Origin of the sequence: Methylobacterium sp. Leaf123 (assembly GCF_001423405.1) — a bacterium.
GTDB lineage: Bacteria > Pseudomonadota > Alphaproteobacteria > Rhizobiales > Beijerinckiaceae > Methylobacterium.
Window position 1 is genome coordinate 76,071 of record NZ_LMNS01000023.1, and the last position, 12,872, is coordinate 88,942.

The window sequence follows — 12,872 nt, forward strand, 5'->3', positions numbered from 1 at the left end:
GCACACCCCGTCGGACCTCTCGTCTGTCTCGAGTTCAGGTGTAATGCGTCTGCGTCCGTGTAAAGGCCTCGCCAGAGCGCTCTCCCCGAAAGGGAGGGCCGGTTCGACGCGTGAGCACGCGACACGACGCGGCCGCAGAGCCCGGATCGCGGGTCTGCTGACCCTCGGCCTTACCGCCCTTTCCTGCGGCGCGTGCAGCGGGCCGATCCTCTCCTTCAAGGCGGAGGAGGCGCCGGCCGCGCCCGAGCCCCTCGTCACCGGCAGCATTCCGAAGCGGCCCGCGAGCTTCGGGCGCGACCTCGACGGCGAGGATTGGCGCCGCGCTCACGCCGCGCTCTCCGTCGCCCTCGATCCGCAGGGCAACGGGCGCCCGGTGAAGTGGGACAACCCCGAGACCGCCATGCGCGGCACCATCAACCCGACCGGCCTGCCCTATGTCGCCGGCGACGAGATCTGCCGCGACTTCCTCGCCACCGTGGTGGGCGGCGCCAACAACCGCTTCGTGCGCGGCACCGGCTGCAAGCCGTCCGGCGGCGAGTGGGAGCTGAAACGGCTGCGCGCCTCCAACCCCCAGGCCCGTTCCTGAGGTTTTCGCGGGTGGGCGGACGATAAAGTGATCGCGGATCGGTGAACGGGGCCTCGGAGGCTGTTGCAGAGCGGCAACGCCCTTCCCACGTTGAAGCCGTGCGGCAGAGGCCGTATCCCTATCCGGTTGCGACCCCCTCAAAAGAATGCCGATGCGAAACCCCTACGACGTTCTGGGTGTCCCCAAGGGCGCGAGCGAGGCCGAAATCAAGAAGGCCTTCCGCAAGCTCGCCAAGGCGTACCACCCCGATAGCAACAAGGATCCGAAGGCCAAGGAGCGCTTCTCGGAGGCGAACACCGCCTACGAGATCCTCGGCGACAAGGAGAAGCGCGCGCAGTTCGACCGCGGCGAGATCGACGCCGAGGGCAAGCCGCGCGCGACCGGCTTCGAGGGCTTCTCCGGGTTCGGCGGCGGACGGGGCGGCGGCGGAGGCGGCTTCGACTTCGAAGGCTTCACGCAGCGACGCGGCGGGGCCGGCGCGGCCGGGCCGGGCGGCGTCGGGGAAGATTTCATCAGCCACATCTTCGGCGAGGCGTTCCGCGCGGGCGGCGCCGGGCCGGGCGGGCGTGGCGGCCCGATCCGCGGCGAAGATGTCGCGGCCGAACTCAGCGTCACGCTCGAACAGGTCGCCGGCGAGGACAAAATGCGCATCGGCCTGCCCGGCGGGCGCGATGTCGACGTGATGATCCCCAAGGGCGTCATCGATGGCCAGACCATCCGCCTGCGCGGCCTCGGCGGCGCGGGCGGCCCCCGCGGCGAGCCGGGCGACGCGCTGCTGACCATCCGCATCCAGCCCCATCCGGTGTTCAAGGTGGACGGCGCCGATCTGCGGGCCTCCGTCGATCTACCGCTGGAGGATGCGGTGCTCGGCGGCGCCCTGCGCGTGCCGACCCTGACCGGCGCGGTGGAGATGAAGGTGCCGGCGATGACGAGTTCCGGCCGCACCTTCCGCCTGCGCGGAAAGGGCCTGCCGAAGAAGGACGGCACCCGTGGCGACCTGTTCGCCACCACCGCCATCGTCCTGCCGGCCAGCGACGACGCGGCCCTGACCGAATATGCCCGCCGCCGCCGCGAGGCGAAGGCCGGGACGGCGTAAGGGACGGCGTGCCGTACGAGGCGTCGAGCGCAGCGAAAGCCCGCGGATTCGCGCAATCCGCGGCGGCGGCTGTCGGCGCTTGAGGCTCAAACCAAGTCACCGGGATCGCCCTGAGGCAATCCCGGTCTCCTTGAGGCTTCCCCCTCCGGCCACCCTCGGCTAAGGAAGCCCCCGGCGCAGGGCCGCCCCTCAAGAGGCGCCCGCGCGGCCGAAGCGAAGGTGACGCATGTCGGAACAGAAGCCGGGCGGGCTGCTCGCGGGCAAGCGCGGGCTGGTATTGGGCGTAGCCAACAACCGCTCGATCGCCTGGGGTATCGCCCGCAGCGCCGCCGCGCATGGGGCGGAATTGGCCTTCACTTACCAGGGCGAGGCGCTGAAGAAGCGCGTCGAGCCGCTGGCGCGCGAGCTGAACGCGCATGTGGTGGGCCATTGCGACGTCACCGATCCGGCCTCGATCGATTCCGCCTTCGCGGCGACCGCCGAGGTGTTCCCGGAGGGCATCGATTTCGTCGTCCACTGCATCGCCTTCTCCGACAAGGACGAGCTGACGGGGCGCTATCTCGAGACCTCGGAGGCGAACTTCACCAAGTCGCTGCTGATCTCGTGCTACTCGTTCACGGCGGTGGCGCAGCGCGCGGAAAAGATCATGCGCAACGGCGGGTCGATGCTGACCCTGACCTATTACGGCGCCGAAAAGTGGATGCCCCACTACAACGTGATGGGCGTCGCCAAGGCCGCGCTGGAAGCCTCCGTGCGCTACCTCGCCGCCGATCTCGGGCCGAAGCAGATCCGCGTCAACGCGATCTCCGCCGGGCCGATCAAGACGCTGGCGGCCTCGGGCATCGGCGACTTCCGCTACATCCTCAAGTGGAACGAGTACAACGCGCCGATGCGCCGGACCGTAACCATCGAGGAGGTCGGCGAGACGGCGGCCTACCTGTTCTCCGACATGTCCCGCGGCATGACCGGCGAGATCCTCCACGTCGATGCCGGCTACCACGTCGTCGGCATGAAGAACCCGGACGCACCGGACATCACCCGCGAGCGGGAATAGGGGTCACCCCTCTTCCCCGAGCCGACGGCGCCAATCCTCCACGGCGCCGCTCGCGAGTCGGCGGGCAGCGAGCGCCCGCCAGGATTCGGTGAGGGGCGCGAGATCGGCGATCGCCTGCAAAGCCGCCGCGTCGAGGCGGTCCACGTAGAAGTGGTGCAAGAGCCGCGACAGCGGCCAATCCGGATGCGGGCGCTCGACGAGTTCGAGCGTATCGCCGGCCGCGACGACACCGGTCTCGATCACCCGATAGTACCAGCCGGTGCGCCCGCTCGTCTGCACCCGCCGGGCCATGTCCGGGACGCCAAAGCGCAGGTTCAGCTTGAAGCAGGGTTGGCGCGCCTGCGAGACCTGAAGCAGGGCGCTCCCCACCCGCCACAGATCGCCGACGCAGATCTCGGCCTCGGTCAGGCCGTGGGTCGAGACATTCTCGCCGAAGGCACCGGGCCGCTCCAGCAGATCGGGCAGGCCGGGCAGTTCGCTGCGCCATGCGGCGGCATGGTCGAGGGCGTAGTGGTGCACGGCCTTTTCCGGGCCGCCATGGACGCGCCGGTCGGCCTGCTCGTCACCCGCAAGACCGAGCGGCCCCACGGCGACCGGCCCCTCCACGGGCCTCTTGGCGATGGCGCTCGCGGCGCCCTTCTCCCCCAGCGGCGCGACGCGCCCGGTCAGCACGGCCTGAAGCGCGACCCGCATCTCAATCCACCTCGTCGTCCTGTGAAAAGTCGCCGGCCAAGCGCAAGCCGTCGATCCAGGTCGCTCCCTCACGCTTGAGCACGAGGCGCGGACGCACGCCGCCAGCCTCGGCGACCGCCGCCGCGAGGCGCTCGGAATGCATCACCAGCCAGACCTGCGTGCGCTTCGAGGCTTGCACGATCATCCGCGCCAGCGGCTCCATCAGGTCCGGATGCAGGCTGGTCTCGGGCTCGTTGAGGGCGAGGAAGGGCGGCAGCCGGTAGGCGAGCAGCGCCCCCGCCAGCGCGAGGTAGCGCACCGTCCCGTCGGAGAGTTCGGACGGTTCGAAGATCCGTTTGGGGTAATCGGCGAAGATCACGCCGAATCGCGCCTCGCGATCCGGTCGGGGCACCACGAGCCGGGCACCGGGAAAGGCGTCGGCGAAGGCTGCGTCGAGGTCGGCGGTGTCGTCGCGGATATGGGCCAACGTCGCGAAGACGGCGGCGAGGTCGGCGCCGTCGGAGGCCAAGGTCGGCGTCGTGACCGCGAGGCAGGGGCGGCGCAGGGGCGAGCCCGCATCGGTGCGCACGTCGTGGTAGAAGCGCCAGGCTTCCATGGCCTGCCGGACGATCTGCAATTCGGGAAAGCGCACCGCATCCTGAAGTGCGGCGAGCGCCGTCTCGGTCGGCAGCAGGTCGGTGCCGAAGGAGCGCTTGCGGCCCTCCTCGTCGCGCACGAAGCCCGCCCGCCCGTCGCGGTCGAGCACCGTGACCGGCCGCGCGCCGGCCTGGACGGTGAGCCGCTCGCTCTTCACCTGCGGCTCCAGGGCGAAGGCCGCGCCGCCCACCTGCGGCACGAGGCCGACCTCGACCGCATAGGTGTAGGCGTGGCCGGTGGTCTCGTCCGCCAGTTCGGCCGCCAATCGCACCCGCGCCGGCTCGCCCTTGCGGCGGACGCCGGCCCAGAGCACGGATTCCATCCCGCCCTCGGCGGCGAGCGCCCGCGTCAGCCGGCCGGAAGCGGCGGTCTGAAGCAGGCCGAGGGCGCGGTAGAGATTGGTCTTGCCGGTGCCGTTGCCGCCGACGAAGACCGAGAGCGGCCCGACCGGGAAGCGGATGCTCTTCAGCGACCGGTACCCGGCCGCCTCGATCTCGCGAACCGTCGGCATCGGTGCCCTCCCGCGAGTCTGGAAGGGCGCCGATCTAGACCGTTCCGAGAGTGATTCGGGAAGCCTACCTCCCGAGGTTGTACAAGCTCAATCCGGCACCTTGATGCCCTCCAACCCCTTGCGCGGCTCGGGAAAGCGCGGGTCCATCGCTTCCAGCGTGTCGGCGATGGTGCGGGCGACCATGACGTTGCGGGCCCATTTGCGGTTGGCCGGCACCACGTGCCAGGGGGCGTAGGGCGTCGAGCAGCGGGCGAGCGCGTCGTTGAAGGCGGTCTGGTAGGCGTCCCAGCTCTTGCGCTCCACGAGGTCGGCCGGGTCGAACTTCCAGTGCTTCTCCGGATCGGCGAGGCGGGCCTCCAGGCGTTCCTTCTGCTCGTCCTTGGAGATGTGCAGGAAGAATTTGAGGATCACCGTGCCCGAGAGCGTCAGCAGCCGCTCGAAATCGTTGATGATCCCGTAGCGCTCGCGCCACGTCTCCTCCGGCACGAGGCCCTTCACCCGCACCACGAGCACGTCCTCGTAATGGCTGCGGTTGAACACGCCGATCAGGCCGCGGCCGGGCGTGCGCTGGTGGTAGCGCCAGAGAAAGTCCTGATCGAGTTCCTCCGCGCTCGGCACCTTGAACGACCAGACCCGGCAGCCCTGCGGGTTCACCCCCTCCAGCACGTTGCGGATGGTGCCGTCCTTGCCGCCGGTGTCGATCGCCTGGAACACCACGAGCAGGGAGCGGCGGTGCTCGGCGTAGAGCTTCTCCTGCAGCGTCCGGATGCGCACGCGCTGCGCGTCGAGTTCGGCCTTGGCCTCCGCCTTGTCGAGGCCGCCGGTGGCGTCGGGATCGATCGCGGCGAGGTTGACGCTCTGGCCGGGCTCGACCGTGACGATGCCGGGCGCGGCCGGCGGCAGGACCGGGTGGAGATGGGGGGACAGGCTCGGCGCGGTGCCGGAGCCCGCGATCGCCGCACGGGCCCAGCCGGCGAAGGAGGGCGGATGGTCGGGCCATGATGCCGCCTGCGATGATGTTTCCGCCGCCTTGTCAAGCCCGGCGTTTTGGTCGCTCTCGACGCTTTTTTCACGCCCGGCGCTCTTGCCGTCCTTGCCGTTCTTGCGCGCCATGCCGAAGATTACCTGCTCACGAGCCGATTGCGAGGCCGCCGTCGCGGACCCGCAAGGAAGGGATAAGCTTGGAGCCCCAACAGATGCGCCGCCTTCGCCGTTCCCGATCCGGCGCGTCGGGGTCTTCCAGGGGATGCGCCGGTCGCGTCGGAGCCGTCGCATGAGCGGGCTGCCGACGATCTGGTTCGTGCGCCACGGCCAGACCGATTGGAACGCGGAGGGGCGCCTGCAGGGCCACCGCGACACCGATCTCAACGCCAACGGGCTCGCCCACGCGGCGGAGGCGGCCAAGCGCCTGCGCCGGGTCGCCGGAGCGGAGCTGCCCACCGCCGATTATGTCGCGAGCCCGCTCACCCGCACCCGCCGGACGATGGAGATCCTGCGCGCCGGCATCGGCCTGCCCGCGGGCGGCTACCGGGCCGATCTGCGGCTGCGGGAGATCGGCTTTGGCGCCTGGGAGGGCCGGACCTGGGCCGAGATCCGGCGGCGCGATCCCGCAGGCGCCGCCGCGCGCGATCGCGACCGCTGGGGCTACCAGCCGCGCGGGGAGGGGGCGGAGAGCTACGCCATGGTCGAGGCGCGGGTGGAGGAGGTGGTGGCGGAGCTACGCCGCCCGACCGTGATGGTCGCCCATGGCGGCGTCGCCCGGGCGCTGCTGGTCATCGCCGGGCATCTCGATATCTACGCCGCCCCGCGGCTCGGCATCCGCCAGGGCAGCATCCTCGTCATCGAACCCGGCGGCTGGCGCTGGGCGTGACGGGATTCTCTTTGAGGTTGTAAACAGCGCTCGAGCGGCCGTGCGGGCTCGTCGAGCGCTTCTCCTGAAGCGGTCGTCCGAGCCCGGTCAGGCCCGCGCGGCACGGCCGCGGGCGAGCAGGCGCACGGCGGTGACGGGGAGGAGGAGCGTCTTCACCGTGGCCGTGACGGCCAGGACGGCGAGGACCGGCAGGATCGCGAGACAAATTCCGCTCACGCGCATCGGACACTCCTTGGGGCTGTTGATGGGGCGGCTTGCGACCGCCTCGTTGATGACAATCCGCCACTCAATCGCGGCAAGACCAAGGTGAACGGAGCAAACTCACGCATTTCTGCGCTCCACCGGCCTGTCCTGCCGGACAGCATAGCCCGATCGGACGCTCGAGCTTTGCTCTGCATCAACGGTTTCGGACCGCGCGGATGCCGGTTCCGAGGGCGGCAGCCGCCGGGCGCGGGGATGGGCGTCCTCGAAGGCGCTCATCAGGCGGGCGGCATCGACCTTGGTGTAGATCTGCGTGGTCGAGAGCGAGGCGTGGCCGAGCAATTCCTGGATCGCCCGCAACTCGCCCCGGCGGGCGAGCAGATGCGTTGCGAAGGAGTGTCGCAGGGCGTGCGGGGTCGCGCTCTCGGGCAGGCCGAGCGCCCCGCGCAGCGCGCAGACCGCGTATTGGACCACCCGCGGCGAGAGCGGCCCGCCCCTCACGCCGACGAAGAGCGGTCCCTCCGGGTCGAGGGCGTGCGGGCACGAAGACAGGTAGGCGGCCACGGCCTCGGCCACCGCCGGCAAAACCGGCACGGCGCGGACCTTGCCGCCCTTGCCCGTCACCCGCACCTCGTCGGTGCCCGGCAGCGGCGCGTCGCGGGCGGCAAGCCCCAGCGCCTCCGAGATGCGCAGGCCCGAGCCATAGAGGAGGGCGATCACCGCCGCGTCGCGGGCGAGCACCCACGGGGCGCGATCGTCGTCGGGGCGGGTCTCGGGTGCGGTCATCGCCAGGGCGGCGGAGATGGGAAGCGGGCGCGGCAGGCGCCGCTCGACCTTGGGCGAGCGCACGGCGCCGAGGGCCGCGACGCTGCCGTGCCCCTCCCGTTCGAGGAAGCGGGCGAAGGAGCGCAGCCCGGCCAGCATCCGCATCAGGGAGCGCCCGCCGATCCCCTCGGCCCGGCGCGCCGCCATGAAGGCGCGCAGGTCGCGGGGTTTCAGGGCGATCAGCCCGGCAATGGTGGGCGTGCCGGAGCGGGCGGCCCGATGGATCAGGAACTGGCGCAGGTCGCGCTCATAGGCCTCGACCGTGTTGGCGGCCATACGCCGCTCCCGCGCCAGCGCCTCGCGCCAGCCCAGCATCGCCGCGCGCAGGGCGGCGTCGCCCGGCGGCAGCAGGGCTTCGGGATCGACGGCGGGGAGGGACGCGGTGCGCATCATTGCCGGCAGCAAGCACCCGGTAAGGTTGACGAAGGGTAAACGGCAAAAACCCTTTCCGCCCGATCGGACTGCGCCAGATGGGCGCTCATCCACACGTCATCCGCACCAGGGAGAGAGGGCCGATGGCCAAGCCCGTCCACACCATGATCCGCGTCCGCGACGAGGCGCGCTCGCGCGACTATTATGCGCGCGCCTTCGGCCTGGAGCCGGCCGACCGGTTCGACTTTCCGGATTTCACGCTGCTCTACCTGCGCGACCCGTCCTCGCCGTTCGAACTCGAACTGACGATCAACAAGGACCGCGCCGAGCCCTACAATCTCGGCGACGGCTACGGCCATCTCGCCTTCGTGGTGGAGGATGCCGAGGCCGAGCATGCCCGCTTCGAGCGCGAGGGGCTCCCGGCCACCCCCGTCAAAACCCTCAAGCACGGCGAGACCGCGCTCGCGACCTTCTTCTTCGCCACCGACCCGGACGGCTACAAGATCGAGGTGATCCAGAAGGGCGGCCGCTTCGCCTGATCGTTTGGGCCTCTACGGCGCCTTCTCCAAGCGTTCGAGCCCGGCCATCGCCTTCTCGCACGCATTGGCGGAGGGTGCCGGCAGGCTCGTCTCCAGGCGCATCGCGTCGTCGAGCGCCAGGGCGTAGCGCTCCTCCGTGAGCGCCCGGCCGACTGCCGCCATCATGCGCGCGCGGCCGGTTCTCAGCACCCGTTCGACCCGCTCACGCTCCGCGCCGCAGGCGAGCGCCCGGCCCAGAACCTTGCCCTGGCGCTCGCCCTCGACCTGCGGGATCACCAGCGGCCGGTCAGCGCCTGGGTCCGGCGGCGTTTGCGCGCCAGCCGCGCCGGCCATGAGCACGAGCCCGAACAGGGGGAAGAGGACGCAGCCGGCCACTGAGCGCATCGAATCGTTCTCCCCCACGGCTCTTTGGAACAGCACTGCATCCCGGCCGAGCGACCGATCGCGTGCGTTCCCTCACGCTCTCGGGAGCGAATCTCCTCCACGGTCAAGCCTGAAACGACAGGGGGCGACAATGGGTCTTTCCGGAGGGCCGGCCGGCAGCGCAGCGGCGGCGGACACCAACATGATCGGGCAAGGCCGCGGCCCGATCCCGGCGCGCATCCCCTTGAGCCTCAAGCTCGCCTATTCGGCCTTCATGGCGGTGCTGCTCCCGGTCTATCTCGCCAATTACGGGCCGACCAACTTCCTGTACTTCTGCGACATCGCCCTGATCCTGACCCTCGTCGGCATCTGGGCGGAGAGCGCGCTCCTCGTCTCGATCTGCGCGGTCGGCATCCTCGCGCCGCAACTCCTCTGGGCCGTCGATTTCCTGGCCCAGGCCGCGGGCACGCCGCTCACCGGCATGACCGCCTACATGTTCAACCCGGACACCTCGCTCTTCCTGCGGGGCCTGTCGCTGTTCCACGGCTGGCTGCCGTTCCTGCTCGTGTTCCTCGTCTGGCGGCTCGGCTACGACCGGCGCGCCTGGGCCGCGTGGTCGGCGCTGGCCGTCATCCTCCTGTTCGTCTGCTTCTTCCTGATGCCGCCGCCGCGGCCCGATCCGGGGCTGACGCCGGTCAACATCAACTATGTCCGGGGCATGAGCGACACCGCCGCGCAGACCTTCCTGCCGGCCTGGGCGTGGTTCGCGGGCCTCGTCGTCGCCATCCCGTTCGCGATCGCTTGGCCGACCCACCGGCTCCTGATCTGGCTGATGCCCCGAGCGCCATCTACGTCCGCCGTCACGTCCGCTGTTATGTCCCCCTTGGCTTCACCCGCCGGGTCGGGGCCTCGCTGAGCGGGTCTTCCGGCCAGGGGTGGCGGGGATAGCGGCCCCGCATCTCGGAGCGCACCGCGCCCCAAGAGCCGCGCCAGAAACCCGGCAGGTCGCGGGTGATCTGGATCGGGCGGTGGGCCGGCGAGAGCAGGTGGAGCACCAGCGGCACCCGCCCCCCGCCGAGGGTGGGATGCCGGTCGAGGCCGAACAGCTCCTGCACCCGCACCGCCAGCACCGGTTCGGGCCCCGATTCGTAATCGACGGGAATGCGCGAGCCCGTCGGCACCTCGACATGGCTCGGCGCCTCCGTCTCCAGGCGGGCGCGCAACGTCCAGGGCAGCAGGCCCTGCAAGGCCTGACCGAGGTCGTCGGCGGTGATCGCGGCGAGCGAGGTCCGCCCGACGACGGCCGGCGCGAGCCATTCCTCGACGCTGGCCGCCAGGGCCTCGTCGGAGAGGTCGGGCCATTCTCCGCCCTCTCCTCCCTGGGCTCCGTGGAGGAAACGGACACGAGTGCGCCACTGCGCCAGGGCAGGCGTCCAGGGCAGGCGGTCGAGGCCGAGCCCGGCGATGCCGCGGGCCAGCACCCGCGCCGCCTCCCCATCGGCGCGGACGGGGAGAGTGCGCTCGTCGAGCGTCACGGCACCGAGCCGGCGGCCCTCGCGGGCGCGCAGGGCCCGCGCCTCCTTATCGAAGCTGACGCTGCGCACCTTGCCGATGCGGTCGGCGAACAAGGCGTCGATGGCTTCGGACGTGATGGCCACGGCGGACAGGATCCGCGCGGAGGCCGCCGCCCCCGTGAGGTCGGCGACGACGATGAAGGTCTCGCGGGCGAGCGGGCTCACCGGATCGACGAGGCCGGCGCGGCCATTCGCCATCAGGAACGCGCCCTCCCGGCCCCGCGCCCGCGCCACCCGGTCGGGATAGGCCAGCGCCAGCAGGGCGCCGGGCTCGGCCATCAGGGAATCGGGCTCGACGGCATCGGCTGCCTTGGCCGCCTGCCGCGCCCAGCCTTCCGCGAGGCGGCGCATGTCGGCGGCCCGGCCCCCGCGGTCGCGGCGGAAGCGGTCGAGGCGCTCGGCGAGATCCACCGCGTCGCCGCCGAGGCCGCGTTCGACCAGCACGGCGGCGAGATCGGCCGCCATGCGGGCCTGACCGGATTCGGCGGCGCGGGCGACCATCCGGGCGAGCCGGGGCGGCAGCGGCAGGCTGCGCAGGGTGTGGCCGGTGGGCGTGAGCCGCCCATCGGGATCCAGCGCGCCGAGATCGGCCAGCATCGCCCGCGCCTCGGCCAAAGCCGGCGCCGGCGGCGGATCGAGGAAGGACAGGGCGGTGGGGTCGGTGACGCCCCAGGCGGCGCAGTCGAGGGTGAGGCCAGCAAGGTCGGCGGAAAGAATTTCGGGCCGGGCGAAGGGTTCGAGCGCCGCGGTCGCCGCCTCGGGCCAGAGCCGCCAGCAGACACCCGGCTCCGCTCGGCCGGCGCGGCCCCGGCGCTGATCGACCGAAGCGCGCGAGGCCCGCGCGGTGACGAGCCGGGTCATGCCGTTGCCGGGCTCGTAGAGCGGCACGCGGGCCAGCCCCGAATCGACGACGATGCGCACGCCCTGGATCGTCAGCGAGGTCTCGGCGATGGAGGTCGCCAGCACCACCTTGCGCCGCCCTAAGGGTGCGGGCGCCACCGCCCGATCCTGCTCACCCTGCGTGAGGGCGCCGTAGAGGGGCGCGAGATCGGTGTCGTCGGGCAGGCGGCCCTCCAGCCGCTCGGCGGTGCGGCGGATCTCCGCCTGCCCCGGCAGGAAGGCGAGCACCGAGCCGGGATCGGCCCGCAGCGCCCGCAGGATCGCGGCGGCCATGGCGTCCTCGATGCGCTGGTTCGCGTCGCGGTCGAGATGGCGGGTCTCGACCGGGTAGGCGCGGCCCTCCGATTCCACCACGGGCGCTTCGCCGAGAAGCCCCGCCACGCGGGCGCCGTCGAGAGTGGCCGACATCACGAGGATGCGCAGATCCTCCCGCAGCGCCCCCTGCGCGTCGAGGGCGAAGGCCAGCCCAAGATCGGCGTCGAGGGAGCGTTCGTGGAACTCGTCGAACAGCACCGCGCCGATGCCGGTCAGTTCCGGATCGTCGAGGACCATCCGGGTGAACACGCCCTCGGTGACGACCTCGATCCGGGTACGGGCCGAGATCTTGGAGCCGAGCCGCACCCGCAGGCCGACCGTGTCGCCGACCCGCTCGCCGAGGGTGGCGGCCATGCGCTCGGCCGCGCCGCGCGCGGCGAGCCGCCGGGGCTCCAGCAGGATGATTTTCTTTGTGCCGAGCCAGGGCTCGTCGAGGAGCGCCAGCGGCACCCGCGTGGTCTTGCCGGCGCCGGGCGGGGCCACGAGCACGGCGGATGCGCGCCCGGACAGGGCCGCGCGCAGGCCGGGAAGGGCGGCCTCGATCGGGAGCGGGGGAGCAGCGGATGACGCGGGGGACGACATGGTCCGCGAGGTGCCGCGGTTCGGGCCGGGGCGCAACCATCGGCGCCGCTCAGTGCCTTCCGGGACGCCCACGAAAATTTGTTAACATATCCTGGGATTTTTCCGGAACGGACCCGTGAACTACGACTTGTGCGCTCAGCGTGCGGTCCATGCACGCGACGGAGAGACGACGATGCGCATAGCCCTGACACTCGCAGCCGGCGCGCTGCTCGGCAGCCTCGGTCTGGGAGTGGTGTCGGCCTCCGCCGCGCCCGCCATGCCGCCCCCCGGCCTGATCGCCGGCCAGACGGTCGAGGCCGTTCGCGACCATTCCCGGCACCACCGCCACTGGCACCGCTCCCACCGGAGCGTCCTCGGCCATCACCACTCGACCAAGGCCCAGCGCCATCACCGCCGGATCAACACCCACAACCACGGCAACCCGAACGCCCACAACCCGTCGCGGCCCGGCTACCAGCAGCAGCTCGGCAACACGACCGGCGGCCCGCGCTACTGAGCGCTTCGGCCTCACCGCGGAATGGAATGGGGCCCGTCCGGCATGACGCCGGGCGGGCCTTTTCCGTTTTCGCGGCGCGAAGAGCGCCGCGCGGAGCGGGCGTTCGGGGGCGTGAGCCCCGGAACGCATCGAGCGAAGCGGAAGCATAAGCCCGCGGAGGCGGGCGCCGGCGATTGAGGCCAGCAAGAAACCAGGGTCATCGCCTTCAAGCGATGGACTTGGCACCACCGTCGCTTGCGACGGCTGGGGAGAGCGCCCA

Annotated in this window: 14 protein-coding genes; 7 read left to right on the top strand and 7 right to left on the bottom strand. The window is 71.5% G+C overall.

Annotation, left to right across the window (positions count from 1 at the left end; all coding sequences use genetic code 11):
- Positions 1-43: 43 nt before the first annotated feature.
- From ASF53_RS14120 to fabI, 3 genes are all read left to right on the top strand, one after another.
- Positions 44-586 carry an RT0821/Lpp0805 family surface protein gene (locus tag ASF53_RS14120; RefSeq protein WP_056199335.1) on the top strand — a complete coding sequence of 181 codons (543 nt, stop codon included), beginning with the start codon at positions 44-46 and terminating at the stop codon, positions 584-586.
- 151 nt (positions 587-737) lie between these two features.
- Positions 738-1,682, top strand: a complete 945-nt coding sequence (locus ASF53_RS14125) for a DnaJ C-terminal domain-containing protein (protein ID WP_056199339.1) — start codon at positions 738-740, stop codon at positions 1,680-1,682.
- 226 nt (positions 1,683-1,908) lie between these two features.
- Entirely contained in the window at positions 1,909-2,736 is an 828-nt protein-coding gene (fabI, locus tag ASF53_RS14130; protein ID WP_056199342.1) for an enoyl-ACP reductase FabI, read from the top strand.
- A 3-nt stretch (positions 2,737-2,739) separates the two neighbouring features.
- On the opposite strand, the gene ASF53_RS14135 is transcribed toward fabI, so the two are convergent.
- From ASF53_RS14135 to ASF53_RS14145, 3 genes are all read right to left on the bottom strand, one after another.
- Complete coding sequence (locus ASF53_RS14135; protein WP_056199345.1) at positions 2,740-3,429, bottom strand: MOSC domain-containing protein; 690 nt, start codon at positions 3,427-3,429, stop codon at positions 2,740-2,742.
- Between the two features lies 1 nt (position 3,430).
- A complete protein-coding gene (locus ASF53_RS14140; protein ID WP_056199348.1) occupies positions 3,431-4,576 on the bottom strand; it encodes an AAA family ATPase in 1,146 nt (381 codons plus the stop codon).
- A gap of 87 nt (positions 4,577-4,663) precedes the next feature.
- Positions 4,664-5,689: a polyphosphate kinase 2 family protein gene (locus ASF53_RS14145; protein ID WP_056199351.1), complete on the bottom strand. Its 1,026-nt coding sequence runs from the start codon at positions 5,687-5,689 to the stop codon at positions 4,664-4,666.
- A gap of 160 nt (positions 5,690-5,849) precedes the next feature.
- Between ASF53_RS14145 and ASF53_RS14150 the strand changes: the two genes are divergently transcribed.
- A complete protein-coding gene (locus ASF53_RS14150; protein WP_056199353.1) occupies positions 5,850-6,446 on the top strand; it encodes a histidine phosphatase family protein in 597 nt (198 codons plus the stop codon).
- An 87-nt stretch (positions 6,447-6,533) separates the two neighbouring features.
- On the opposite strand, the gene ASF53_RS26755 is transcribed toward ASF53_RS14150, so the two are convergent.
- Entirely contained in the window at positions 6,534-6,668 is a 135-nt protein-coding gene (locus tag ASF53_RS26755) for a hypothetical protein (protein WP_003606816.1), read from the bottom strand.
- Positions 6,669-6,767: 99 nt separating this feature from the next.
- The gene (locus ASF53_RS14155) at positions 6,768-7,865 is read right to left on the bottom strand and encodes a tyrosine recombinase XerC (protein ID WP_056199356.1); all 1,098 of its coding nucleotides are present in this window, start codon (positions 7,863-7,865) and stop codon (positions 6,768-6,770) included.
- 122 nt (positions 7,866-7,987) lie between these two features.
- On the opposite strand from ASF53_RS14155, the gene ASF53_RS14160 reads away from it, so the two are divergent.
- Positions 7,988-8,383 carry a VOC family protein gene (locus tag ASF53_RS14160; RefSeq protein ID WP_056199360.1) on the top strand — a complete coding sequence of 132 codons (396 nt, stop codon included), beginning with the start codon at positions 7,988-7,990 and terminating at the stop codon, positions 8,381-8,383.
- Positions 8,384-8,395: 12 nt separating this feature from the next.
- On the opposite strand, the gene ASF53_RS14165 is transcribed toward ASF53_RS14160, so the two are convergent.
- A complete protein-coding gene (locus ASF53_RS14165) occupies positions 8,396-8,767 on the bottom strand; it encodes a hypothetical protein (RefSeq protein WP_056200147.1) in 372 nt (123 codons plus the stop codon).
- 181 nt (positions 8,768-8,948) lie between these two features.
- On the opposite strand from ASF53_RS14165, the gene ASF53_RS14170 reads away from it, so the two are divergent.
- Positions 8,949-9,662: a hypothetical protein gene (locus ASF53_RS14170; protein WP_056200151.1), complete on the top strand. Its 714-nt coding sequence runs from the start codon at positions 8,949-8,951 to the stop codon at positions 9,660-9,662.
- On the opposite strand, the gene hrpB is transcribed toward ASF53_RS14170, so the two are convergent.
- On the bottom strand, positions 9,619-12,117 hold the full coding sequence (gene hrpB / locus ASF53_RS14175; RefSeq protein ID WP_056199364.1) for an ATP-dependent helicase HrpB: 2,499 nt from the start codon (positions 12,115-12,117) through the stop codon (positions 9,619-9,621). The genes ASF53_RS14170 and hrpB overlap by 44 nt on opposite strands.
- Before the next feature lie 172 nt (positions 12,118-12,289).
- On the opposite strand from hrpB, the gene ASF53_RS14180 reads away from it, so the two are divergent.
- Positions 12,290-12,613 carry a hypothetical protein gene (locus ASF53_RS14180; protein ID WP_056199367.1) on the top strand — a complete coding sequence of 108 codons (324 nt, stop codon included), beginning with the start codon at positions 12,290-12,292 and terminating at the stop codon, positions 12,611-12,613.
- Positions 12,614-12,872 lie beyond the last annotated feature (259 nt).